At 72.0% G+C, this 23,688-nt stretch carries 21 protein-coding genes; 9 read left to right on the top strand and 12 right to left on the bottom strand.

Annotated elements, in window-relative coordinates; all coding sequences use genetic code 11:
- Positions 1-12 precede the first annotated feature (12 nt).
- The 8 genes from ACQEVU_RS50165 to ACQEVU_RS50200 form a co-directional block, all read right to left on the bottom strand.
- Complete coding sequence (locus tag ACQEVU_RS50165) at positions 13-1,557, bottom strand: DUF4153 domain-containing protein (protein WP_433337470.1); 1,545 nt, start codon at positions 1,555-1,557, stop codon at positions 13-15.
- A 432-nt stretch (positions 1,558-1,989) separates the two neighbouring features.
- The gene (locus ACQEVU_RS50170) at positions 1,990-3,021 is read right to left on the bottom strand and encodes a HAMP domain-containing sensor histidine kinase (protein ID WP_433337472.1); all 1,032 of its coding nucleotides are present in this window, start codon (positions 3,019-3,021) and stop codon (positions 1,990-1,992) included.
- The gene (locus tag ACQEVU_RS50175) at positions 3,018-3,716 is read right to left on the bottom strand and encodes a response regulator transcription factor (RefSeq protein ID WP_345120811.1); all 699 of its coding nucleotides are present in this window, start codon (positions 3,714-3,716) and stop codon (positions 3,018-3,020) included. The genes ACQEVU_RS50170 and ACQEVU_RS50175 overlap by 4 nt, the downstream gene beginning before the upstream one ends.
- 112 nt (positions 3,717-3,828) lie before the next feature.
- Entirely contained in the window at positions 3,829-4,593 is a 765-nt protein-coding gene (locus tag ACQEVU_RS50180; protein WP_433337475.1) for a LytR/AlgR family response regulator transcription factor, read from the bottom strand.
- Positions 4,594-4,621: 28 nt separating this feature from the next.
- Complete coding sequence (locus tag ACQEVU_RS50185) at positions 4,622-5,809, bottom strand: sensor histidine kinase (RefSeq protein ID WP_433337477.1); 1,188 nt, start codon at positions 5,807-5,809, stop codon at positions 4,622-4,624.
- Between the two features lie 54 nt (positions 5,810-5,863).
- The gene (locus ACQEVU_RS50190) at positions 5,864-7,378 is read right to left on the bottom strand and encodes a sugar transferase (protein ID WP_433337479.1); all 1,515 of its coding nucleotides are present in this window, start codon (positions 7,376-7,378) and stop codon (positions 5,864-5,866) included.
- Positions 7,379-7,616: 238 nt separating this feature from the next.
- Positions 7,617-9,068: a DUF2142 domain-containing protein gene (locus ACQEVU_RS50195; protein WP_433337481.1), complete on the bottom strand. Its 1,452-nt coding sequence runs from the start codon at positions 9,066-9,068 to the stop codon at positions 7,617-7,619.
- A 5-nt stretch (positions 9,069-9,073) separates the two neighbouring features.
- A complete protein-coding gene (locus tag ACQEVU_RS50200; RefSeq protein WP_433337483.1) occupies positions 9,074-9,934 on the bottom strand; it encodes an Fpg/Nei family DNA glycosylase in 861 nt (286 codons plus the stop codon).
- A gap of 45 nt (positions 9,935-9,979) precedes the next feature.
- Here ACQEVU_RS50200 and ACQEVU_RS50205 point away from each other — a divergent pair, with 45 nt between their 5' ends.
- Positions 9,980-11,140: a glycosyltransferase gene (locus ACQEVU_RS50205; RefSeq protein WP_433337485.1), complete on the top strand. Its 1,161-nt coding sequence runs from the start codon at positions 9,980-9,982 to the stop codon at positions 11,138-11,140.
- Between the two features lie 4 nt (positions 11,141-11,144).
- Here the strand turns inward: ACQEVU_RS50205 and ACQEVU_RS50210 are convergent, their stop codons facing one another.
- Both ACQEVU_RS50210 and ACQEVU_RS50215 read right to left on the bottom strand, forming a co-directional pair.
- On the bottom strand, positions 11,145-12,500 hold the full coding sequence (locus ACQEVU_RS50210; protein ID WP_433337487.1) for a hypothetical protein: 1,356 nt from the start codon (positions 12,498-12,500) through the stop codon (positions 11,145-11,147).
- Positions 12,501-12,585: 85 nt separating this feature from the next.
- The gene (locus tag ACQEVU_RS50215) at positions 12,586-14,022 is read right to left on the bottom strand and encodes a GuaB1 family IMP dehydrogenase-related protein (RefSeq protein WP_433337489.1); all 1,437 of its coding nucleotides are present in this window, start codon (positions 14,020-14,022) and stop codon (positions 12,586-12,588) included.
- A gap of 115 nt (positions 14,023-14,137) precedes the next feature.
- Here ACQEVU_RS50215 and ACQEVU_RS50220 point away from each other — a divergent pair, with 115 nt between their 5' ends.
- The 3 genes from ACQEVU_RS50220 (at position 14,138) to ACQEVU_RS50230 (ending at position 17,179) form a co-directional block, all read left to right on the top strand.
- On the top strand, positions 14,138-14,524 hold the full coding sequence (locus ACQEVU_RS50220) for a CBS domain-containing protein (protein ID WP_433337491.1): 387 nt from the start codon (positions 14,138-14,140) through the stop codon (positions 14,522-14,524).
- Positions 14,525-14,671: 147 nt separating this feature from the next.
- Positions 14,672-15,766, top strand: coding sequence for a PLP-dependent aminotransferase family protein (locus tag ACQEVU_RS50225; RefSeq protein ID WP_433337493.1), 1,095 nt, complete (start codon positions 14,672-14,674; stop codon positions 15,764-15,766).
- A gap of 276 nt (positions 15,767-16,042) precedes the next feature.
- Positions 16,043-17,179, top strand: coding sequence for a magnesium and cobalt transport protein CorA (locus tag ACQEVU_RS50230; protein WP_433337495.1), 1,137 nt, complete (start codon positions 16,043-16,045; stop codon positions 17,177-17,179).
- 57 nt (positions 17,180-17,236) lie between these two features.
- Here ACQEVU_RS50230 and ACQEVU_RS50235 read toward each other — a convergent pair whose 3' ends face one another.
- Positions 17,237-17,881: a hypothetical protein gene (locus ACQEVU_RS50235; protein WP_433337497.1), complete on the bottom strand. Its 645-nt coding sequence runs from the start codon at positions 17,879-17,881 to the stop codon at positions 17,237-17,239.
- Positions 17,882-18,066: 185 nt separating this feature from the next.
- Between ACQEVU_RS50235 and ACQEVU_RS50240 the strand changes: the two genes are divergently transcribed.
- Together ACQEVU_RS50240 and ACQEVU_RS50245 are read left to right on the top strand one after the other, a co-directional pair.
- Complete coding sequence (locus ACQEVU_RS50240; protein ID WP_433337499.1) at positions 18,067-18,606, top strand: peptidylprolyl isomerase; 540 nt, start codon at positions 18,067-18,069, stop codon at positions 18,604-18,606.
- A 67-nt stretch (positions 18,607-18,673) separates the two neighbouring features.
- Positions 18,674-19,624, top strand: a complete 951-nt coding sequence (locus ACQEVU_RS50245; RefSeq protein ID WP_433337501.1) for a rhomboid family intramembrane serine protease — start codon at positions 18,674-18,676, stop codon at positions 19,622-19,624.
- On the opposite strand, the gene ACQEVU_RS50250 is transcribed toward ACQEVU_RS50245, so the two are convergent.
- Complete coding sequence (locus ACQEVU_RS50250; RefSeq protein WP_433339718.1) at positions 19,621-20,202, bottom strand: TetR/AcrR family transcriptional regulator; 582 nt, start codon at positions 20,200-20,202, stop codon at positions 19,621-19,623. The two genes, ACQEVU_RS50245 and ACQEVU_RS50250, sit on opposite strands and share 4 nt — an antisense overlap.
- A gap of 161 nt (positions 20,203-20,363) precedes the next feature.
- On the opposite strand from ACQEVU_RS50250, the gene ACQEVU_RS50255 reads away from it, so the two are divergent.
- The 3 genes from ACQEVU_RS50255 (at position 20,364) to ACQEVU_RS50265 (ending at position 23,667) form a co-directional block, all read left to right on the top strand.
- Positions 20,364-20,819 (top strand): SCP2 sterol-binding domain-containing protein, encoded by a 456-nt coding sequence (locus tag ACQEVU_RS50255; RefSeq protein ID WP_433337503.1) that lies wholly within the window; start codon positions 20,364-20,366, stop codon positions 20,817-20,819.
- Positions 20,820-20,822: 3 nt separating this feature from the next.
- Positions 20,823-22,037 (top strand): acyl-CoA dehydrogenase family protein, encoded by a 1,215-nt coding sequence (locus ACQEVU_RS50260; RefSeq protein ID WP_433337505.1) that lies wholly within the window; start codon positions 20,823-20,825, stop codon positions 22,035-22,037.
- A 70-nt stretch (positions 22,038-22,107) separates the two neighbouring features.
- Positions 22,108-23,667: an AMP-binding protein gene (locus ACQEVU_RS50265; RefSeq protein ID WP_433337507.1), complete on the top strand. Its 1,560-nt coding sequence runs from the start codon at positions 22,108-22,110 to the stop codon at positions 23,665-23,667.
- Positions 23,668-23,688 lie beyond the last annotated feature (21 nt).

A 23,688-nucleotide genomic window follows, 5' to 3' on the forward strand; every position in this document is an offset into this window, starting at 1 on the left:
CCCCCGATGGCCTCAGTACCGTCGGTAACAGGGGTAGTCGTGCACGGTGACCGGCTCGGGAACGATCTGACGCGCTTGGTACCGCCCCAGGTTCCATCCACGCCAGTCGTCCCCGTCGCGGGCGAGGTCGTCGGCGATCTCCGACAGCGCGCACTCCCGCGCCCCGCTCGGCAGCCGGTCCAGCTCGGGCGCCGCGTCGGCCGAGAGCGTCCGCAGGTACCAGATGTCGGAGTTGCCGGCATCGACGCGATCCACGTTGTGCGCGGCGATGAACCGGTCCGGGTTGAGCACGGCCAGCCCGAGCAGCGTCACCACCCACAGCCCGGCGGCCGCGCGGGCCAGCCACGTCGTGCGGCCGCGCAGCCCGGCCAGGCCGGCCAGCAGCACCAGGACGAACAGCCCGCCGAGCCAGAGCTCGAAGGCGCTGACGAACACCCGCAGCCGGGTGAAGCCGTACGCCTGCTCGTACACGTTCATCCGCCACAGCGCCGACCCGACCACGACCAGCGAGCACGCGGCCAGCGGCCCGAGGACGAGCCGCAGCAGCCACCGGTCGGCGGCGGTGGCGCGCGGCGCCTTGCGGGCGGCCACCGCCATCACGCCGAGGGTCAGCAGCGTGATGACGAGCAGCTGCCAGAAGCCCTTGCGCGCATACTCGGCGAAGGTCAGCCCGACGGTCTGCATGACGTACCGGCGATCGCCGAAGAGCACCGCCAGCTGTACGCCCACGAAGAGCACGAACAGCACCAGCACCGCCCCCACCGGCACCAGCCACTCGACCCGCCGCAGCGGCGCCGCGGGCCGCGGCTCGCCGTCGCCGACCGTCGACGGGTTGGCGGCCAGGAACGCGGCACCGAGCGACAGCGCCCCGGCGGCCACGCCCACGAAGATCCAGCGGAACACGGTCCCGGCGTCCAGCGACGGCACGATCGCGGTGATGACCCGGTCGAACGCGGCGTCGGCGCTGGCGAACAACGCGCCGAACACGATGAGCAACGCCACGCCGATCCCGATCGACGCGAGCAGCCGCAGCGAGTTGTTGTTGCCACCCGCGGCAGCGGCACCTGTCGAGGCCGGCGCCGGCGCGGGCCTCCCGGTGGACGCCAGCCCGGCGCGGGCCCAGGGCAGCGCGCGGAAGGGCGCGCACAGCAGCGTGAACGGCGCGGTCAGCACGGCCGGCACGCGCCGATGCCGCCCGACGGCGAGCGCTACGCACCCGAAGGCGGTGAGCGCGCACAGCACGAACAGCCACCCCGCGGCGCGGAAGAACCCGACCGACAGCAGCGCCAGCGCCGCGGCGCACCAGACATAATCCTCGGGCGATTTGGCGGTACCGCGCCGAGCCAGCGCCACCACCAGCGCCCCGAGCAGGGCGATTCCCGCGACCGGCCAGCCGATGCCCGGCCGGTCGAGCGGTATCGCGGCCGCGGCGACGAGCGCGGCGATCAGCGCACCGTAGAGGACCGGCCGCCCGGCGGCGGCGTCGCGGCGCGGCCAGGCGCGCTGCCACACGGTGGGCGGCGGCGGCCCGAGCCGGATCGGGCTGAGCAGCGCCACGTTGGGCATCCCCGGCCCCGGCGCGGCAACGAGGCCCGGCGCCCCCGCCGGCCGCGGCGCCCCGGGCGGATACGGCGCTCCCGGCGGCCACGGCGCTCCCGGCGCACCGGGCAGCCGCGGCGGCCCGGCCGGGTAGGGCGCGCCGCCGGGGTGCGGTGCACCCTGCGGGTGGGGCGGACCGAACGGTTGCCTGGCCTCTCGTCCGGACCCTTCACCTCCGGACCCGCCACCGGACGCATCGCGCGGGGAACCGTCCGGGTCTCCGGCGGGCGCGGGCGGGGGCGGGGTCGTCTCTGGTTCGGACCGTTCATGCTCGGGGCGGGCAGGGTTCTGCTCAGGGCCGGACATTCACAACTCCTGAAAAAGGGCGCGCGGATCCGCGCGGCCGGCGGCGAACCGGGTCGCGGAGGGGTACGTGCGGTGGGGCTCGGGTCAGGCCGGCAGCGTCACGCGAATCCGGCAGCCGGGCAGGTCGTCGGGCTGCTCGACGACGGCGATCGTCCCGTCGTGCAGCTGGGTGAGCCACTGGGCGATGGCCAGGCCCAGGCCGGTTCCGCCGCCCGAGGCGCGGGCGCCGCGGGTGAAGCGCTCGAAGACGCGCTCGCGCTCGGCGTGCGGAATGCCGGGGCCCTCGTCGGCGACCTCGATCATCACGCGGCCGGCCTCGCGGCGGCCGAGGATCGTCACCGTGCCGCCGTCCGGGCTGTGCCGGGTGGCGTTGTCCACGAGGTTGGTCAGGACGTGGTGCAGCCGCGCCCGGTCGGCCTTGACCAGGGCGTTCTCGGGGAAGGAGCAGGAGAGGTACTCGACCTTGTGGCCGGCCGCCGATGCCTTCACCTCGGCCTCGGCGACGACCTCGTGCAGGAGGTCCTCGACGTGGAACAGCTCGCGGTCCAGGGGTACGACGCCGGCGTCGAGGCGGGAGATGTCCAGCAGCTCGGTCACCAGACGGCCCAGGCGCTCGGTCTGGGCCAGCGCGGTGCGCAGCGTGGCCGGGTCGGGCTCGGAGACGCCGTCGACGATGTTCTCGAGGACGGCCTGCAGCGCGGAGATCGGGGTGCGCAGCTCGTGCGACACATTGGCGATCAGCTCGCGGCGCTGCTGGTCGGCCGCGGCCAGCTCGCCGACCATCTGGTTGAACGCGACGGCCAGCTGGCCGACCTCATCCTTGGAGGTGGCGCGGACCCGGGTCGTGTAGTCGCCGCGGGCCATCGCGCGGGCGGCGGCGGTCATCTCGCGCAGCGGCCGGGTCACCCCGTGGGCCAGGACCTGGGAGGTGACCAGGCCGGCGGTGAGCGCGATGTACGTCGTGTTGGGCGGGATCCACCCGATGCCGATCCAGAACACGCCGAGGCCGGCGCACGCGGAGGCGAGCAGCAGCACGGCCAGCTTCAGCTTGATCGACCGCAACGGGTCGAGCGGCCGCGGCAGCAGGTCCATGACCTTCTTCAACGAGGGCGTCATGCTGACTCCAGGGCATAACCGACGCCGTGGACCGTGCGTATCAGGTCGGCGCCCAGCTTGCGGCGCAGCGCCTTGATGTGGCTGTCGACCGTGCGGGTGCCGGAGGCGTCGGCCCAGCCCCAGACCTCGGCCAGCAGCCGCTCGCGGGGCAGCACCGTGCGCGGGCGGCTGGCCAGGTTGACCAGCAGGTCGAACTCGGTCGGCGTCAGGTGCGCCTCGATGCCGGCCCGGGTGACGCGGCGCTGCGCCCGGTTGATCTCGAGGTCGCCGAGCACGATGGGGGTCTGGTTGGGGTCGGGCTGCACCTGCGCGAGCCGCTCGAGCCGCCGCAGCAGCACGTGCACCCGCGCGGCCAGCTCGCGCATCGAGAACGGCTTGGTGAGGTAGTCGTCGGCGCCGACCGCGAGGCCGACAAGCATGTCGGTCTCGTCGTCGCGGGCCGTCAGCATCAGTACCGCCACGGGCCGCTCGGCCTGGATCCGCCGGCACACCTCGAGCCCGTCGAAGCCGGGCAGCATCACGTCGAGCACGACGAGGTCGGGGCGGATCATCCGGGCCGACGCGACCGCGGACGGTCCGTCGTGCGCGGTGTCGACGGAGAACCCCTCGGCGCGAAGCCGGACCGCGATCGACTCCGCGATCATGCGCTCGTCGTCCACGACGAGCACGCGGCGGCGCTCTCCCGTTGCGTTCATGCCTGGAAGCGTATTCGCACGTCGTGCAGGCACTCAGTCGGCAATGTGAAGGGGTTGTGGAGACCTCCGGCCCCGCGGTGAAGGTAAGACGGGATAAATCCGATTGGCCCGTTCACGTCCACGATTTCGCCGCACGAACCAGCCGGTCCTTCAGCTCGCGGGTGTGCCGCCGCGACACCGGCAGCTCGTGGTCGTCGATGAGCACGACATAGCCGGTGTTCGTCATGCGCAGCTCGGTGATGAGCTTGAGCTGCACGAGGTACGACCGGTGGATCCGCACGAATCCGGCATCGGCCCACCGCTCGGCCAGCGTCGCCAGCGAGACCCGCACGAGGTGCGAGGCGTCGGCGGTGTGCAGGCGGGCGTAGTCGCCCTGGGCCTCGACCCACCGCACCGACGAGCGCGGCAGCATCCGCGTCGTCCCGGCCAGCTCCACCGGGATCGTCGGGTCGTCCTGGCGGTCGCGGCGGGCGGCGACCGCGGGATGGGCCGGCACGAGCCGGGCGGCGAGCACGCGGCGCAGCGACTCGGCGATCCGGTCGGGCCGGACCGGCTTGCGCACGTAGTCGGCGACGCCGAGGTCGAACGCCTCGGCGGCCCGGTCGTCGTACGCGGTCACGAACACCACCGCCGGCGGCTTGGCGAACCGCCCGAGCACGCGCGCGAGCTCCATGCCGTCGAGCCCGGGCATGCGGATGTCGAGGAAGACCGCGTCCACGTCGGCGTCGCGCAGCACGCGCAGCGCCTCGGTGGCGTCGCCCGCGGTGTGCAGCCGCCCCACGCGCGGATCGGCCCGCAGCAGGTACGCCAGCTCGTCCAGCGCCGGCACCTCGTCATCGACCGCCAGCACCCGCAGGAACCCGTGTTGCTCGGTCACGCGCCCTCCTCGCTTCGCTCCGGACCGGTCACGTGCCGCTCCTCACTCCGGGGTGGAACTTCGGTACGCGCATGCTCACCTTGGTGCCGGCGTCGGGCGCGGTCTCGACCACCACGCCGAACCCGTCGCCAAAAACCGAACGTAGTCGATCGTCGACGTTGCGCAAGCCGACGTGCTGGCCCGCGTCGGGGCCGTCGTCGGCGTCGGCGAGGGTGGCCGGGTCCATGCCGACGCCGTCGTCCTCGACCGTGATGTGGCACTCGGCGCCGGCGTCGCGGGCCACGATGCTGATCGTGCCCATGCCCGGCTTGCGCGACAGCCCGTGCCGCACCGCGTTCTCGACCAGCGGCTGCAGGCACAGGAACGGCAGGGTCACCGGCAGCACCTCGGGCGCGATCTGCAGCCGCACCTGCAGCCGTTCGCCGAAGCGGGCGCGCTCGATCGTGAGGTACCGATCGATGGAACGAAGCTCCTCGGCCAGCGTGGTGAACTCGCCGTGTGCGCGGAAGGAGTACCGCGTGAACTCGGCGAACTCCAGGATCAGCTCGCGGGCCAGCTCCGGGTCGGTGCGCACGAAGCTGGCGATGGCGGTCAGCGCGTTGTAGATGAAGTGCGGGCTGATCTGCGCGCGCAGCGCCCGGACCTCGGCGCGCGCGAGGCGGGCCCGCGATGTGTCGAGCTCGGCCAGCGCGAGCTGGGTGCCGACCCAGCGGGCGGTCTCGGCCGTGGCCTGCACGAGGCCGGGGGCCGGCGGCCCGTCGGACAGCGCGACCAGGGCGCCCTCGCGCTGCCCGAGCGGGACGATCACGGCGCCGCGGATCGGGCAGTCGACGAGATCGCACGGCAGTTCACGCGCGCCGAGCACGGTCGGGCGCCCGGCGGCCACGGCCCGGGCCGCGGCGGCCGCCGCCCGATCGCGGTGGTGGTCGCCGACGCCGTCGAACGCGAGCACCCGCTTGGCGTCGGTCACCGCGATGCCGGCCGCCCCGGTGAGCGCCCGCAGGTGACGGATGGCCTTACCGGCGGCCGCCTCGGTGAGCCCGTTGCGCAGCGGCTCGGCGGCGAGCTCGGCGATGTGCAGCACGTCGTACGTCGCCCGCTGCGCCGCCGTCGCGATGGCCCGCCGCCCGCGCAGCCGGATGACCGCGTAGACGGCGCCGGCCAGCCCGGCGGCGAGCAGCACAACGACGAGCGCCGCCCCGAGGTTCCCTCTCACGCGGCAATCGTGCGGCCACCGGCCACCGATGCGGAACCCCCCGATGCGAGCCGGCTAGTACGCACCCTTGCGGAAGACCACGACGCCGATCGTGCGCCACAGGGTGTGCAGGTCGAGCACGAGCGACCAGTTGTCCACGTAGTACAGATCGAGGCGAACGGCGTCGTCCCAGCTCAGGTCGCTGCGCCCGGAAACCTGCCACAGGCCCGTGATGCCCGGGCGGACGAGCAGGCGGCGGCGGACGTCACCCAGGAAGTCGCCGTCCTCGGCGGGCAGCGGGCGCGGGCCGACGAGCGACATCTCGCCCATGAGCACGTTGAGGATCTGGGGCAGCTCGTCGATCGAGGTCGCCCGCAGCCACTTGCCGACCTTGAACACGCGCGGGTCGTTCTTCATCTTGAAGAGCAGCCCGTCGCTCTCGTTCTGGTCGTGCAGCGTGGCCAGGCGCTCCTCGGCGTCGACGTACATGGTCCGCAGCTTCCAGACCCGGAACGTCTTGCCCTCGCGGCCGATGCGCGGCTGGCGGAAGAAGATCGGGCCGGGGTCGGAGAGCTTGATCGCCAGGGCCACCAGCGGGAAGAACGGCAGGCAGATCAGCAGGCCGATCAGCGCGAGCACCCGGTCGATGACGTTCTTGAAGAGCCAGCCGACGCCGGAGAGCTTGGGCTCCTCGACGTACAGCAGCGGAATGCCCTCGATCGGGCGGATGTGCACGCGCGGGCCGGCGATGTCGGTCAGCTGGGGCGCCACCGCGAGGTCGATGCCGGTGCCCTCGAGCTGCCAGGCCAGGCGGCGAAGCTCCACCGGCTCGGCGCTGGCCGAGCCGCATACCGCGATCGTGTCGGCGTTGAGCTCGCGGACCAGGGAGAGGATGTCGCGGCCGGCGTGGACGGGCACCGGCGTGACGGTGCTCGGCTGCGGCGCGTAGCCCTCGGTGAGGTGGATGCCGACCGGCACCAGGCCCGCGGCGGGGTCGCGGACGATCGCCGAGTGGACCTCCATCGCCTCCTGCAGGGTGCCGATGAGCAGCATGCGGTGGGTCGCCAGGTGGAACCTGGTGCGCGCGAGCGCGAGGCTCTTGCGGGCGATGTAGCGCAGCACGAGCACGTAGACGAGGCCGCCGACGAGCGCGACGCCGACCGAGAACCGGGAGACGTCGACCTTGAACGCGAAGGCGGCGAAGGCGACGATCGCCACGACCGTCCAGGAGCCGCGCACGACCCGCTTGAACTCGTCGGTCCCCGAGCCGAGATACCGGCGGTCGTACGCCCCGTGGCCCCACAGCACCAGCAGCCACACGGCCGGCAGCAGCACGAACGCCATCAGGTTGAACAGCCCGGGCTGCCCGTGGAAGCCGGCGGTGATCTTGTCGGGGTCCAGGCCGGCGCGAGCGGTCAGCGAGGCCAGGGCCACCGCGCCCGCGTCGAGCGTCAGCAGGATGGCCGCGTAGGGCCGGTGCCACCTGGCCGCGCGCTTGGTGCGCTGCCAGGCCGACCGCGGCACGCCATTGGCGGCCAGGGGTGTCACCGCATGGTCAGGAAGAATCTCGAAGCTGTCGAGTTCACCCAAGGTCGATCTCCGGCTCGGCGAAGTGGCCGGACGTTGGAGACTAGCGGTCACCTCAGTGCGTCCTCTCGCACCACGATGCGGACATCGCGGCGCAAACTCGCACCGCGACTCGCGATCGCGGCACTGCTCTGCTCGGCCGGTTGGCGTCTACGTCCGTTTACTGCTGGTTCACGGACACCGGAAAGCACGTGCAAAGTGTCCCATGGGGGCCGAAGCCACCGATGACGACCGGCCGACACTAGTTGCTCAACGTATTCGCTGTCGAGTGCACTGGCGTAGGGCGGACAGAACTCCGCGTGACTATCACCCCGAGTAGCACACCACCCACCAGAGCACAGATCAGCGGCACGACGGTGCCCGCCGGGGGCGTCCAGGCTCCGCCGAACGGATCGAGGCCCGCGGCGATCCCGCGCTGGAACCGGGTCATGACCCGGGCCAGGGCATAGAGCTGCATCGGCACGGCAAGTCCGGCACACACCAACACCAGTCGATCAAGCCAGCCGCGTTCCGCCAGCCACCCTGCGTAACGGTCGGCCAGCGGCGCGAGCAGAAGGACACCGACGCCGAGCGGCATGACGTACCGCCCGTGCGCAAAATGGGTGCCCAGCTTCGGCGCGAAGTACACCTCCAGGGCGACGAGCAATCCGGCGCTGCCGATCAACACGAGCGCGAGGGCGAGCCGCAGCCGGCGCGAGCCGAACCAGAGGGCCGGGACGACGAGGGCGGCCACCAGGAGGTACCAGAGCCCGACCGCCGCGATCGAGATCGTCGTCTCGCCGTAGTTGAACTGCCCGATGATCTGCCGGACCCAGAACTCCGCCCGGTTGTGCACGATGTCGGACAGGACCGCCCCGGTCGTCGTCGGGGGGACCGGCCGGCCCGAGTCGATGTCGCTGCCGCGGGAGGCGACGGCGGCCCAGAACACGGCAAACGCGGCGCCGATTCCGGCCGGGACCAGGAACGCGCGGCGCAGCAGCTCGCGCGGGTGGGTCCGGGTCACGAGCAGCGACAGCGCGAGCGCGGCCAGGACGAAGAACGGCCCGAGGTCGCGCACGGTGAACAGCAGCAGCGCCGCCACGCCGGCGGCCGCCCAGCGTCGGTGCACCGCGGCGGCGAACAGCAGCACGGCCGCGCTGATCTCCAGCCCGTTCGGGTTGATCGACCCGGCCAGGTCGGCCAGCATCGGGGTCACGGCGAGCAGGACGCCGAGGCCGGCGAGGCGGTGCGGGCCGGCCCGGCCGATCGCCACCGCCCAGGCCAGCAGCAGCGCCGAGAGCGCCGCCGAGAGCAGCCGGGCCCAGGTCAGGCCGGTGCCGTCGGGGCTGATCCGCAGCGGCAGCCCGACCAGCGCGTAGTACACCGGGCTGTAGCGGGCCGCGGCGCTGGGCACCGCCGCCGGCGTGCGGTCACCGGTCGTGACCAGGCAGGACGCCGGGCGGTACACCGGCTTGTCGATGAAGGTGCAGTCCGCGTTCTCGGGCAGCAGGCTGCGGGGCCCGGTGAACGCGTTCGTCTCGATCCCGCTCGCGTCCTTGGCCCGCTCGTGCGGCAGCCACTGCCCGGTCCACACCGCGTAGGCGCGCACCAGGTGCTGTTTCTCGTCGTAGGTGCCGTTGACGGGCAGGGCCAGGGCCCACGCCGTACCGAGGAGGAAGAATGCGGCAAAAGCCACCAGAAACGAGCGGCGCACGCGGCTCAGCGTACGAGCTTCGACAGGCGCCGGTCCGCCAAGGGCTTGCCGTTGGTCTGGCAGGTGGGGCAGTACTGCAGCGACGTGTCCGCGAACGACACCTCGCGCACCGTGTCGCCGCACACCGGGCAGGGCAGGCCGGCCCGCGCGTGGACGGCGAGCCCGGAGCGCTTCTCGGACTTGAGCGTGGCCGCCTTCTGCCCGACCGAGCGCTCGACGGCCCCGGTGAGCGTCGCGCGCATGGCCTCGTGCAGCCGGAGCAGCGCGTCGTCGGTGATCTTGTTGGTCAGCGCGAAGGGTGACATCTTCGCCGCGTGGAGGATCTCGTCGGAGTATGCGTTGCCGACCCCGGCGAGGATGGTCTGATCGGTGAGGACGCCCTTGATCTGGCCGTTGCGGGAGCGCATCGCGGCGGCGAAGTCCTCGGCGCTCACCGACAGCGCGTCGGGCCCCAGCCGGGAGACGCCGGGCACCAGGCGCGGGTCGGTCACGAAGTACGCCGCCAGGCTTTTCTTCGTGCCGGCCTCGGTGAGGTCGAAGCCGGACTCGTCGTCGAGGCGCACCCGCACCGCGATCGGCCCGGAGCCGGGCTTGAGCGGCGTCTTGGCGTTGAACGAGTCGCGGTAGTGCAGCCAGCCGGCGCGGGCCAGGTGCACGACGAGGTGCAGGCTTTCGCCCACGTGGATGTCGAGGAACTTGCCGTGCCGGGAGGCGCCGGTGATCGGCTGCCCCGCGGCCGCGGTGATCGGCGGGTCGAAGGTCTTCAGCGCGCTCAGCGAGGAGACCTCGATGCGGTCGATGGTGTGGCCGGCGGCTCGCTCCCGCAGGAACGCGGCGAGCGCCTCGACCTCGGGAAGCTCGGGCACCCGTACAGTCTGCCTCAACAACGAGTACGTAGGCTTTCCTCCATCATGAAGGTCGTCGTCGCGCACAACCGGTACGCCTCCGGCCAGCCCTCCGGCGAGAACGTGATCGTCGACGCCGAGATCGCGCAGCTGGGCGCGGCCGGCGTCACGGTGCTGCCGTTCCTGCGCAGCTCGGACGAGATCGGCACGTTCTCGAAGGCGCAGAAGGTGCTCCTGCCGCTGGCCCCCATCCGCGGCGCCGACTCGCAGCGCGCCCTGGCCGCGCTCATTCAGGGCGAAAAGCCGGATCTGGTACACCTGCACAACCCGTATCCCCTGATCTCCCCGGCGATCGTCCGCACCGCACACCAGCTCGGCGTCCCGGTGGTGCACACCGTGCACAACTACCGCCAGGTGTGCGCGCCCGGCCTGTACTTCCGCGACGGCCACATCTGCACGCAGTGCCGGGGCCGCGCGTTCCCGCTGCCGGCCGTGACGCACACGTGCTACCGCGGCTCGAAGGCCCAGTCCGCGGTGATGGCGGCGACGCTGGCGTACCACCGCGGCACCTGGAAGCAGGTCGACCGCTTCATCGCGCTGACCGACCGGATCGCGGAGCACCTCGCCGACTTCGGCATCCCGGCCGACCGCATCACGGTCAAGCCCAACGGCATCCCCGACGGCGGCGCCGCCCAGCGCCCGGGCGACGGCTTCCTCTACGCCGCCCGGCTGACCCCCGAGAAGGGGCTCGAGCTGGTGCTGGACGCGTGGGCGAGGCACCCGGACGGCGCCCTGGGCCCGCTGCGGATCGTCGGCGACGGCCCGCTGCGCCCGCTCGCCGAGCGCGCCGCGGCCGAGCGCGCCGACGTGACCTACCTGGGTCCGGTCGACAACGCCACGGTCCGCGCCGAGATCGCCCGGTCGGCGTGCGTGATCGCCGCCTCGACCTGGCACGACGTGCTCCCGACGATCGTGCTGGAGGCCCTGTCCGGCGGCCGCCCGGTGCTGGTCACGGACCGCGGCGGCCTGCCGTACCTGACCGGTGAGGCCGGCTGGGTCGTCGAGCCGGCCGCCGACGCCCTGGCCGCCGGCCTGGCCCGGGCCCGGGAGGGCGCGGCGGCGCTGGCCCCGGTGGCGCGCGCCCGCTTCGAGTCGCAGTTCGCCCCGGACGTGCTGACCGAGCGCCTCATCGCCGTCTACCGCGACGTCGTGTCCCGCCGCCGGTAGGTCATCAGACGGGCGCCCCGCTGGGCTTCGGTGCGGCCGGGGCGACCGTGGCCGCGGCGCCGGCCGGCGGCCCGACCCACTTCAGGGCGTAGACGTAGAGGACGACCATGCAGATCAGGCCGGCGGTCGAGCCGGTGAGCAGGCCCCACGCGGCGCCGTGCAGGCCGCCCCAGGAGGCGCCCGTGGTCAGGCCGCCGATCGAGACGACGGCGAAGACGACGTACTGCACGAAGAGCATCCGCGCCCGGTGCATGCCCCGCATCGCCGCCGTGAACGGCACCTGCAGCAGGTAGACCGCGCCCTGCAGGGCGATCGGCAGCGCGAGCGGCGCGGCCCCGGCGAACTTGTGCGTGTGCACGAGCACGAACGACACGACCGGCCAGACGATCAGGACCATCAGCGAGCCCAGAACCGCGAACGCGATGGCGAGCATCCGGGTCTGGCGGCGCAGCGCCACGGCGGCCTCGGCGCCCTCCGGGCCGGGCGCGGCCGCGGCCGCGGCGTGGCGGGAGGCCCGCGGCACGAGCAGGCTGGTGATCGCGGTGATCAGGTTCTGGATCGGGGACAGCTGGACCGTCTGCACGAAGCGCAGCTGACCCAGCTCGATCTTGGACAGCCTGCCGGCGACGACCACGCTGATCGCCAGCACCTGCACCTGCGCGACGATCGCGGTGACGGTGAACCAGCTCGACAGGTGCCGGGTCTCGGACAGCCAGGCCCGTGGGCTGCCGGCCCACGGCAGGCGGCGCTCCCGGGTCAGGTACACCAGGGCGCCCGCGGTGCCGCCGAGCCCCCACACGGCGAGGAAGCCGCCGGGGCTGGAGGAGTGCGTGGCGATCATCACCACGACCAGGACCGCCTGGGCGCCGGCCCAGACGAGGTCGATGCCGAGCGCCTTGTTGGGGCGGCGGTCGGCGAGGTAGTCGCAGCGGGCCGTGTCGTGCAGCATGATCGGCACCATGAAGGGCGCCAGCCAGATGAGCTCGTCCAGGTCGAGGTCCCCGCTGTAGGGCCAGAACGCCCAGATCAGCACGAACACGACGGTGGTGACGAGGCCGGAGCACAGCGCCGTGGTGAGGCCGTTGCGGGCCAGCCGGATCCGGGGCTCGCCGTCGTAGCGCGACGCGAGCGCCAGCAGCACGTCGCCGACGATCGCGCGGTTGAGGTACATCGCGAAGTAGCCGACGGCGAGCGCCAGCGCCAGCTCGCCGAAGCGCGCCGGGGGCAGGACGATGCCGCCGAGGAGCGTGTTCGCCGAGTTGGCGGCGGCGATGACCACCTGGTCGAGCAGGCCCGCACCCACGAAGCGGGAGACGCCGCCCAACCCCTTCAGGCGGCGCAGCAACGGCCGTGCGGTCACAAGCCGATAAGGTCGCGAGCTGGCTTCACGACACGCACCTTACGTGAACCGGGAGTGACGGGGCTATCCGACTGCCGAGGGGATATCACCAGCTCACATCAAGGGGTTTGCCCTCCGCATAGCCCGCCGCGCTCTGCACTCCCACGGTCGCCCGGTCGGCGAACTCGGCCAGGTCGGCGGCGCCGGCGTAGGTGCACGCGCTGCGCACGCCGGCCACGATCGCATCGAGGATGTCCTCCACGCCGGGGCGGCGCGGGTCGAGGTACATCCGCGAGGTGGAGATGCCCTCCTCGAACAGCGCCTTGCGGGCCCGCTCGTAGGCGGTGTCGTCGGCCGTGCGGCGGCTCACCGCGCGGGCCGACGCCATGCCGAAGTTCTCCTTGTAGAGCCGCCCGTCGGGGTCGCGGCGCGGGTCGCCGGGCGACTCGTGGGTGCCGGCGAGCCAGGAACCGATCATGACGTTGGACGCGCCGGCGGCCAGCGCCAGGGCGACGTCGCGCGGGTGGCGGACCCCGCCGTCGGCCCACACGTGCCCGCCGATGCGGCGCGCCTCGGCCGCGCACTCGAGCACGGCGGAGAACTGCGGCCGGCCGACGCCGGTCATCATCCGGGTGGTGCACATCGCCCCCGGGCCCACGCCGACCTTGACGATGTCGGCGCCGGCGGCCAGCAGGTCGGCGGTGCCCTGGCGGGTGACCACATTGCCGGCGACCACCGGGACGGACGGGCCGAGCGCCCGCACCGCGCGCAGCGTGTTGAGCATGCGCTCCTGGTGGCCGTGCGCGGTGTCGACGACGAGCACGTCGACGCCGGCGGCGAAGAGCTTGTCGGCGCGCCCGGCCGCGTCGCCGGTGATGCCGATCGCGGCGCCGATGCGCAGCTGGTTGTCGGCGTCGACGGCCGGCTTGTAGAGCGTGGCCCGCAGCGCGGCGTTGCGGGTCAGGATGCCGACGAGCCGGCCGGCCGAGTCGATCACCGGCGCCAGGCGGTGGTGGCCGGCGGCCAGGCGGTTGAATGCCTCCTCGGGCGTGGCGTCGTCGGGCAGCGTGAGCAGCCGGCGCGACATGATGCTGCCGAGCTGGGAGAACCGGTCGACGTCGGCACAGTCACCCTCGGTCACCACGCCGACCGGGCGGCCGTCCTCGACCACGATCACCGCGCCGTGGGCCCGCTTCGGCAGCAGGTCGAGCGCCAGGGAGACGGTCTCGGTCGGCCCCAGGGTGATCGGGGTGTCGAAGACCAGGTGGCGGCGCTTCACCCAGGAGATCGCCTCGGCGACGACGTCGATCGGGATGTCCTGCGGGATGATCGCCAGCCCGCCGCGGCGGGCCACGGTCTCGGCCATCCGCCGGCCGGCGACGGCGGTCATGTTGGCCACGACGATCGGGATCGTGGTGCCGCTGCCGTCGTGGGTCGTCAGGTCCACCTGCAGCCGGGACTCCACCGCCGAGCGGCTCGGCACCATGAAGACATCGTCGTAGGTGAGTTCGTGCCCGGGCGTCTGGTCGTTGAGAAACCGCACGTTGCGCAACTGTATCGCGACCGCACCCGCGGGTGAGCAGGTCTTGAGAGTTCGGCCTCCGGCAGGGACGATTGTTCTTACTGTGCCTTGCAAGGAAGCAAGGAGTTGATGTGCCATGCAGGTTCACGAAGCCATGTCCACGGAAGTGGTCCAGCTCGGCCCGGACCACACGCTGCGCCAGGCCGCGCAGCTCATGTCACGGCGCAAGGTCGGCTCCGCGATCGTCGTCGATCCCGACGGCGCCGGCGTCGGCATCATCACCGAGCGGGACATCCTCAACGCCCTCGGCACCGGTCTCGACCCGGACGCGGAGCGCACCGCCGACCACATCACGTGGGAGGTCGTCTACGCCGGCCCGATGTGGACGATCGAGGAGGCGGCGGCGGCCATGGTCCGCGGCGGCTTCCGTCACCTGGTCGTGCTCGACGGCGACGATGTGCTCGGCGTCATATCTGTGCGCGACATCATTCGCGTCTGGGTCCAGACATCGATCCTGGCGTGATCATCCGCCGGAACTGACGTCCGGAAGGCGAATCGCCGTCCGCGGCGGCGGACCGCCGGAAAATCACCCGCAAGAGCGCCCATCCACCCAGGTGGAGGGCCCGGAACTCGGCTGAACGGCGGCCGCGGGCGTGCGTAGGCTGCCACCATGCAGCTGATTTCCTTCGCCCGTGGCGCGCCCAGTCTCGACATCATCGACGTCGACGGGCTCAAGGCCGCCGCCGTGCGCGCCTTCGAGGCCGACCCGGCCGGCATCACCGCCTACGGCACGTCCGTCGGCTACCTCCCGCTGCGCTCGTGGATCGCCGCGAAGCACGGGGTCGAGGCCGACCAGGTGATCGTGACCAACGGCTCGATGCAGGCCGACGCCCTGCTGTTCGAGCACCTGGTCAAGCCGGGCGACGCGGTGGTCGTGGAGAAGCCGACGTACGACCGGACGCTGCTGAACCTGCGCAACCTCGGCGCGACCGTCCACCCCGTGACGGTGCAGGCCGACGGCCTGGACGTCGAGGAGCTGCGCGCGCTGCTGGAGAGCGGCGTGCGCCCGAAGCTCGCGCACATCATCCCGAACTTCCAGAACCCGGCCGGCGTCACGCTGTCGGCCGAGAAGCGCACGGCGCTGGTCGCGCTGGCGCAGGAGTACGGCTTCACGATCTTCGAGGACGACCCGTACGCGGACATCCGCTGGCGGGGCGAGAAGCTGCCCAGCATGCTCTCGCAGGACACCACCGGGGTCGTCGTGCACGCGAGCTCCTTCACCAAGACGATCGCGCCCGGCCTGCGGGTCGGCTACCTCGTCGGCCCGAAGGAGACGATCGCCGGGATCGCGAAGCACGCGACCACGGTGTACATCTCGCCGAGCATGGTCGCCGAGGCCATCACCCACCAGTTCTGCGTGAGCGGCGACATCGACCGCTCGATCGCCACGGTGTCGGCGACGCTGGGCGAGCGGGCCCGGCTGCTGGCCGAGGGGCTGCGCAAGCACATCCCGGACGCCACGTTCGTCGAGCCCGACGGCGGCTACTTCCTGTGGGTGGAGCTGCCCGAAGACATCGACACCACCGAGCTGGAGAAGGTGGCGGCCAAGGACTTCGGCGTGGCCGTGGTCAAGGGCAGCGACTTCCTGCTCGAGGGCGGCCGGCACTCCGTGCGCCTGGCGTTCTCGGCGGTGCTCACCGACCAGGTCGACGAGGGCGTGCAGCGCCTGGCGGCCGCGATTGAGGCGGTTCGCAAGGCCGGCTGAGTAACGCCGGGCAACATTCGGAGCAACCTGAAACCAAACCGTGATGGTGGGAGTGGTTCCGCAGGCGGTAACGGATGGATCAAAATCCAGCCCGGCGCGCTTTGCGAATCGCGCTGCAGGCATCACCCCCCGCCCCCCAACGGCACCGGGTGGGCCGACCGCGCCCCCACCCCCCACCTGCGGTCGGTCCGCCCGGTGCCAACTTTTTGCGTGCGGCCCTCCCCCCGGGCCGCCCGGCGCCGGGCGGGGCCGACCTCATCACCCAAGGAGGTCGAGATGGCCGACGAAGAGCAGCCCTACGCCCGTCCCCTGCAGCGCGCGCTGTCGAGACCGGTGCGGGCGATGTCGCGGATGCTCAACAACAACGCTCCGCACGCCAAGTCGGCGATCCGGCCGCCGGAGCAGAGCGCGATCGTGGACTGCGCGCTGTACATCGACGGCGAGCGCCAGCCCGGTGAGCCCCACTACGCCGAGGCCCTGCACACCGCGCAGCGCCGCCGCGGGTTCGTGTGGATCGGGCTGAAGGAGCCGCGGGCGGCCGAGATGGCGGCGATCGCCGAGACCTTCGAGCTGCACGAGCTGGCCGTCGAGGACGCGGTCCAGTCGCGGCAGCGGCCCAAGGTCGAGCGGTACGGCGAAATGATCCTCCTCACCATGCGCACGGCCCGCTACGTCGAGCACGACGAGCTGACCGACACCAGCGAGGTGGTCGAGACCGGCGACGTGCTGATGTTCATCGGCGAGCACTTCATCATCACCGTCCGCCACGGCGACGCGACCCGGCTCGCCCCCGTCCGCTCCGGCCTCGAGCGGCGCCCGGAGGTGCTGGCCCGCGGCCCGTGGGCGGTCGCCTACGCGGTGGCCGACAGCGTGGTCGACGCGATGGTGGACGTGGCGACGCAGATCGAGGAGGACATCGACGCGGTCGAGGACCAGGTGTTCACGCCGCAGCGGGGCAAGCGGCGCGCCCACGACCGCATCCAGCGCATCTACCAGCTCAATCGGGAGCTGATGGAGTTCAAGCGGACGGTGCTGCCGCTGCAGCGGCCGATCTCGGCGCTGGCGACCGGGCACCTGCCCGAGGTGCCGGAGGAGATCCGGCGGTATTTCCGCGATGTCGGCGACAACCTCGCGCGGGCTTCCGAGCAGGTGCTGTACCTCGACGACGTCATCAACTCGGTGCTCGCCGCGCGGCTGGCGCAGGTGAGCGTCGACCAGAACAACGACATGCGCAAGATCGCCGCCTGGGCCGCCATCGCCGCCCTCGTCACCTCGATCGCCGGGATCTACGGCATGAACTTCGACTACATGCCGGAGACCCACTGGGTCTTCGGCTATCCCGGCGTCATGACGCTCATGGTCGGCGGCTCGGCCGCGCTGTTCTGGGGCTTCCGCAAGAGCGGCTGGCTGTGACACATAGGTGGGCCGTCCCCCGTGGCCGGGGACGGCCCGCCTACGTGATATGGCGCGCTAGGAGCGGCCGTTCTTCGACACGCCGTGCGGCATCGGGTGCTTGTCGTACTCCCCGGTGCCCCCCGGCCCGCCGCTGTTGCCCTTGTGGCCGATCAGGTCGGAGGCCCGGTCCTTCGCGGCCTCCCCCATCGTCTTCGCCTTGTCGACGCCGGCGTCCATCGTGGACTTCGCCGCGCCGAGCATCGAGCCGCTGTCCGCGGTGGTGCGGGTCGAGCCGTACTCGTCCCACGCCTGCTGGTCACGGCGGCGGCGCAGCATGGAGCTCGCGGCCCCCACCACGACGCCCGCCATCAGCAGCCCGCCGATCGCCATCGGCCAGCGCCGCGACGACCGGGACTCGCTCTTCTTCATCATCTTCGCCGCGTTCTTGCCCTTGCGCCCCATCTTCTCGGCCTTGCGGCCGGCCTCCCGCGAGCGCTCCCGAGCGATGACCATGACCGTGTCCAGGCCGCCGGAGGCGCGGTTCATGCCGCTCTCCAGCCTGGGCTTCATGGCCTTACGGGCGGCATCGACGCGCGGCGCCAGGGCGCCCGAGGCGCCATCGGCGGCGTGCGCCGCGGCCATCCGCAGGTGATCCAGGCTTTCACCGAGCTCGTCCCGCATGAGCCGGCTGTGCGACTGCACCTGACGACGTCGAAACACTTGCTCCACCTCCCGAGGCGCGTAAACCCGTCCATCCCCGGTTACCCCGATCCGACCAGGGAGAACCTCAGGAGCAGGTCCGCTCCGGTCATCCTGCAACGAACCAGCGGCCCGTACACCCGGATCCGGCAGAATCCCCGTCGGATACGGTGATGACGGAATGTCACCAAGGAAAGGGAGAACTGGTGGCCGAGCAACTGTTCGCGACGCTGCACACCAACTTCGGGCCCATCCGGATTGAGCTGTTCCCCAACCACGCGCCGAAGACGGTGAAGAACTTCGTGGAGCTCGCCGAGGGCACCAGGGACTACACCGACCCGCGCACGGGCGAGGCCGGCAAGGGCCCGTACTACGACGGCGTCATCTTCCACCGCGTCATCTCGGGCTTCATGATCCAGGGCGGCGACCCGACCGGCACCGGCACGGGCGGCCCGGGCTACAACTTCAACGACGAGATCCACCCGGAGCTCGCCTTCAACCGGCCCTACCTGCTCGCCATGGCCAACGCCGGCGTCCGCTTCGGGCAGGGCACCAACGGCTCGCAGTTCTTCATCACCGTCGGGCCGACGCCGCACCTCAACGGCAAGCACACGATCTTCGGCGAGGTCGCCGACGACGACTCTCGCAAGGTCGTCGACCAGATCGCCTCCACCCGGACGGGCCGGATGGACCGCCCGGTCGAGGACGTGGTCATCGAGCGCGTGGACGTCGAGCGGGTCGGCTGAAACACGCCGATCGGCTCCATAGATCCGCGGCGCTGGGTCTCGATCGCGACTGGCTAACCTTGTCCGCATGACTCAGCCGCCGGCCCCCGTCTGCTACCGGCACCCCGACAGCGAGACGTATGTCCGGTGCACCCGGTGCGACCGGCCGATCTGCCCCAAGTGCATGAACGAGGCATCGGTCGGCTTCCAGTGCCCGGACTGCGTCCGCTCGGGGGCCAAGACGCAGCGCCAGGTCCGCACGGCGTTCGGCGGCACCCGCGCGGGCGCCGCGGGCACGGTGACGATCACGCTCATCGTGATCAACGTGCTGGCCTTCATCGCCACGATCATCAGCGCGGGCAGCAACGCGACCCGCGGAATGGCCGGCGGGGGCCTCGGCGGGCTGCTCGGCAACGTGACCCCGCTGCACGAGTGGGGCGCCCTGGTGCCCTACTTCACCGGCTTCCACGGCAACGTCGACACGCACATCCGCATCGCCGGCCCGAGCGTGGCCGACGGCGAGTGGTATCGCCTGGTCACCTCGATGTTTCTGCACTTCGGCATCCTGCACCTGGTCATGAACATGTGGGCGCTGTGGGTCATCGGCCGGCCGCTCGAGGCGGCGCTGGGCCGCTGGCGGTTCCTCGCCCTCTACCTGCTGTGCGGGCTCGGCGGCAGCGTGCTCGCCTTCGGCCTCGGCGCGCCCAACACGCCCTCGGCCGGCGCCTCCGGCGCGATCTTCGGGCTCTTCGGCGCGCTCATCATGGTGCTGCGCCGGCTGCGGCTGAGCATCGCCTCGGTGCTGCCGGTGCTGATCTTCAACCTGGTCATCACGTTCGGCTTCTCCAGCTACATCTCCTGGCAGGCGCACATCGGCGGCCTGATCACGGGCGCGATCGTGGCGGCCGGATTCGCCTACGCCCCCCAGAAACACCGCACCGCGCTGCAGGCCGCCACCATCGTCGGCACCCTGGTCCTGCTCGGGATCGGCTTCGCCGCCGGACTGTCCGCCGTGCCCGCGATCGGCCAGCCCGGCTAGGGCCGCCAGACCCGGCCCTGCAGCAGCGCGTCGGCGCCCACCCAGACGAAGTTCATCATCCGGGTGGCGGTCTGCTCGGGGTCCTCCTCCTCGTGGTCGGCCAGCCAGTCGGCGAGCGACTCGGCCGCCCCGACGTAGGCGTAGGCCATCGCGAGGAAGTCGTCGGGGCGCGACGGTATGCGCGCCTCCCCCTGGGCGCAGGCGTCCTCGAGCAGGCCGGCCACCACCTCGACGATCCGGGCCCGCATGCCGGCGAGCTCGCCGGCGAAGTGCGGCTCGCTGCGGGCCTGCCGGTAGAGCACCCGCCAGCCGTCGCGGTGCGCGCCGACGAAGGCGAAGAACGCCCGCAGCCCGTTCCAGAGCTGCTCGTCGGGGCGGGCGGTGGGGCGCACCCCGGCGGCGACGGCCTCCATCAGGTGGGTGGCCTCGCGCTGGAGACAGGCCAGGAAGAGCTCTTCCTTCGTGCCGAGGTAGGCGTACACCATCGGCTTGGAAATGCCGGCGACCTCCGCGATCTCGTCCATCGACGCCGCGTGGAACCCGCGGTTGGAGAAGACCTTGACCGCCGCGTCAAGCATCTGCCGCTCGCGGACGACTCGGGGAAGCCGTTTCAGCACCTTGCCACCTTACCTACTCGTGCGTAAGGTTACGCACGAGTAGCTTATAGCCGACGGCTCTCGCTTGGTGGGAGCGCACGAGCGCAGCGAGCGCCAACAACGCTTTCAGAAGGGGCCACATCATGTCCGATCTTGCCGACCTGGGCGACTTCAACAACATCGACCCGAAGCAGTTCGCGCAACTGGTGAAGAACGCGCCGGACTCCCAGCTGGCCGAGATCATGAACAGCCCGCAGCGCAAGACCATCCTGGACACGATCTTCGCCCGGTTCCCCGAGCTGTTCCGGGCCGACCGCGCCGGCTCGACCAACGCGATCATCCACTGGAACGTCACCGGCGCACCGGACGGCGGCACCGACTCCTACGAGCTGGTCATCGCCAACGGCACGTGCGTGCTGTCGCCGAGCCCCGATCAGGACCCCAAGCTCTCGATCACCCTCGGCCCGGTCGACTTCCTCAAGGTCGTCTCCGGCGTCGGCAACCCCATGATGATGTTCATGACCGGCAAGCTCAAGGCCAAGGGCGACCTGGCCCTCGCCGCGAACATCGCCAACCTGTTCGACATCCCTAAGGCCTGAGCCATGCCCGAGTTCTCGCTCGACCTGAACGAGGAGCAGCGGGACCTCCGCGACTGGGTGCACGGCTTCGCGGCCGAGGTCGTGCGCCCCGCCGCCGCGGAGTGGGACGCCCGCGAGGAGACCCCCTGGCCGGTGATCCAGGAGGCGGCGAAGATCGGGCTGTACGGCTTCGAGTTCCTCGCCAACTGCTGGGCCGACCCGTCCGGCCTCTCGCTGTGCCTCGCCAACGAGGAGCTGTTCTGGGGCGACGCCGGCATCGGCATGGCCATCTTCGGCACCAGCCTCGCCGTCGCCGCCATCTACGGCAGCGGCACCCCCGACCAGATGGTCGAGTGGGTCCCGCAGTGCTTCGGAGACGCCGCCGACCCCAAGGTGGCCGCCTTCTGCACCACCGAGCCCGAGGCCGGCTCCGACGTCGCCTCGATGCGCACCCGCGCCCGCTACGACGAGGCGGCCGACGAGTGGGTGCTGTCGGGCCAGAAGGCCTACGCGACCAACGGCGGCATCGCCGACGTCCACGTCGTGACCGCCAGCATCGAGCCGGAGCTGGGCTCGCGCGGCCAGGCCGCGTTCATCGTGCCGCCCGGCACCCCCGGTCTCAACGGCGCGAAGAAGCTCAAGAAGCTCGGTCTGCGCGCCTCGCACACCGCCGACGTGTTCCTCGACGACGTGCGGGTGCCCGGCGCGTGCCTGCTCGGCGGCAAGGAGGCGCTCGACGAGCGGCTCGCCCGCGCCCGCGAGGGCCGCAAGGCGCAGGGGCAGGCCGCGATGCGCACGTTCGAGCTGTCCCGGCCGGCCGTCGGGGCGCAGGCGCTCGGGGTGGCCCGGGCGGCGTACGAGTATGCGCTGGACTACGCCAAGGGCCGCGTGCAGTTCGGCCGCCCGATCATCGAGAACCAGGCCATCGCGTTCGCCCTGGCCGACATGCGCATGGAGATCGACGCCGCCCGCCTGCTCGTGTGGCGCGCCGCGTGGATGGGGCGCAACAACCGCCCGTTCGAGGCCGGCGAGGGCTCGATGAGCAAGCTCAAGGCCGGCGAGGTGGCCGTGGCGGTCACCGAGAAGGCCGTGCAGATCCTGGGGGGCGCCGGCTTCCTGCGTGAGCACCCCGTCGAGCGGTGGTACCGAGACGCCAAGATCTACACGATCTTCGAGGGCACCAGCGAGATCCAGCGCCTGGTGGTCTCCCGCGCGATCTCCGGGACCTACATCCGCTGAAAACCCGCGAGGCGGCCGTGCCGGAACGCCCGGCACGGCCGACCGCTTTCCACCGAGGAGTCCTCTCGCCATGGACGCCGGATTCGTACTCCGCACGCTCGCCCGCCGCAGGGTCCTCAACCCCGCCGGCCCGGCCCGCATCGCCCGCCAGCTCAACGCCCTGCGCCGCTGGGGCTTCGGGGTGTACGGCGAGATGCGCTCGGCCGCCGCCCGCGACCCGCAGCGCGTGGCGATCCACGACGAGCACCGCACCGTCACCTACGGCGAGCTCGACCTGCGCGTGCGCCGGCTGGCCAACGCGCTGCGGGCCGGGCACGACGTGCGACCGGGCGACCGGGTCGGGCTGCTGTGCGAGAACTCCGCCGCCATGATCGAGTCGCTGATGGCGGTCGTGGCGCTGGGCGCACAGGCCGTCCTCGTCAACACCGGCCTCGGCAACGCGCAGATCGAGGCGGTCGTCCACGACCAGAACCTCTCGCTGCTGCTGCACGACGACACGTTCCTGGGCATGCTGGCCGCCGTGCCGCCGAACCTCCCACGGCTGTCCACCGACCGCATCGACGGGCTCATCCTGCGCTCGCCCTCGAGCGACCTCGACCCGCCGGCGACGCCCGGCTCGATCGTGGTGCTGACCAGCGGCACCACCGGGGCCCCGAAGGGCGCCCGGCGCAGGAACCCGGCCGGGCTCGGCCCGCTGGCCACCGTCGTCTCGCGCATCCCGCTCAACGCGGGCGAGCGCATGTTCGTCGCCGCTCCGCTGTTCCACACCTGGGGCCTGGCCGCGCTGCAGCTGTGCCTGGCGCTGCGCGGCACGATCGTGCTGACCCGCCGGTTCACGCCGGCGAGCACCCTGGCCGCCGTCAACGCGCATGGGTGCACGTCCCTGTTCGCCGTACCGGTGATGCTCCAACGGATGCTCGAGGCCCCCGGCGCCGTCGCCGCGCCGACGCTGCGGGTGGTCGCGGTCTCGGGCTCCGCGCTGACCGGGCCGCTGGCCACGCGCTTCATGGATGTGTACGGCGACGTGCTCTACAACCTGTACGGCTCGACGGAGGCGTCGTGGGCCTCGATCGCCGTCCCGAAGGAGCTGCGCGCGGCCCCGGGCACGGCCGGCCGCCCGCCGCACGGCACCCGCGTGGCGATCCTGTCGCAGACCGGCGCCGCCCTGCCGCCGGGGACCGTCGGGCGGATCTTCGTCGGCAACGACATGCTCTTCGAGGGCTACACCAACGGCACGGGCCGGGAGTACCACGGCGACCTCATCGCGACCGGGGACGTCGGCCACCTCTCGCCCGAGGGGCTGCTGTTCGTCGACGGCCGCGAGGACGACATGGTGATCTCGGGCGGCGAGAACGTCTACCCGGCCTCCGTCGAGGACGTCATCGCCGAGCTGCCCCAGGTGCGCGAGGTCGCCGTGGCCGGAGTGGCGGACCGGGAGTTCGGGCAGCGGCTGGCCGCCTGGATCGCGCTGCACCCGGGCGAGCAGGTCGACGCGGACGCGGTGCGCGAGTACGTACGCCACCGCCTGGCCCGCTTCTCGGTTCCCCGGGATGTGTACTTTGTGACGGCCCTGCCGCGCAATGCGACAGGAAAGGTCGTCCGCGGTCAGCTCTTTGCCGGCGGGCGTTAGCTGGCGCGCGCTCCGCGCGGG

This window comes from Dactylosporangium sp. CA-139066 (assembly GCF_050936175.1).
Classification (GTDB): domain Bacteria; phylum Actinomycetota; class Actinomycetes; order Mycobacteriales; family Micromonosporaceae; genus Dactylosporangium.

What these genes read in the sequence shown, in the direction of transcription:
- ACQEVU_RS50250 (WP_433339718.1), bottom strand. Translation starts at nt 20,202, where the DNA reads ATGCTTGACGCGGCGGTCAAGGTCTTCTCCAACCGCGGGTTCCACGCG.
- ACQEVU_RS50265 (WP_433337507.1), top strand. Translation starts at nt 22,108, where the DNA reads ATGGACGCCGGATTCGTACTCCGCACGCTCGCCCGCCGCAGGGTCCTC.
- ACQEVU_RS50230 (WP_433337495.1), top strand. Translation starts at nt 16,043, where the DNA reads ATGGCCGACGAAGAGCAGCCCTACGCCCGTCCCCTGCAGCGCGCGCTG.
- ACQEVU_RS50225 (WP_433337493.1), top strand. Translation starts at nt 14,672, where the DNA reads ATGCAGCTGATTTCCTTCGCCCGTGGCGCGCCCAGTCTCGACATCATC.
- ACQEVU_RS50260 (WP_433337505.1), top strand. Translation starts at nt 20,823, where the DNA reads ATGCCCGAGTTCTCGCTCGACCTGAACGAGGAGCAGCGGGACCTCCGC.
- ACQEVU_RS50170 (WP_433337472.1), bottom strand. Translation starts at nt 3,021, where the DNA reads ATGACGCCCTCGTTGAAGAAGGTCATGGACCTGCTGCCGCGGCCGCTC.
- ACQEVU_RS50245 (WP_433337501.1), top strand. Translation starts at nt 18,674, where the DNA reads ATGACTCAGCCGCCGGCCCCCGTCTGCTACCGGCACCCCGACAGCGAG.
- ACQEVU_RS50205 (WP_433337485.1), top strand. Translation starts at nt 9,980, where the DNA reads ATGAAGGTCGTCGTCGCGCACAACCGGTACGCCTCCGGCCAGCCCTCC.
- ACQEVU_RS50255 (WP_433337503.1), top strand. Translation starts at nt 20,364, where the DNA reads ATGTCCGATCTTGCCGACCTGGGCGACTTCAACAACATCGACCCGAAG.
- ACQEVU_RS50220 (WP_433337491.1), top strand. Translation starts at nt 14,138, where the DNA reads ATGCAGGTTCACGAAGCCATGTCCACGGAAGTGGTCCAGCTCGGCCCG.
- ACQEVU_RS50175 (WP_345120811.1), bottom strand. Translation starts at nt 3,716, where the DNA reads ATGAACGCAACGGGAGAGCGCCGCCGCGTGCTCGTCGTGGACGACGAG.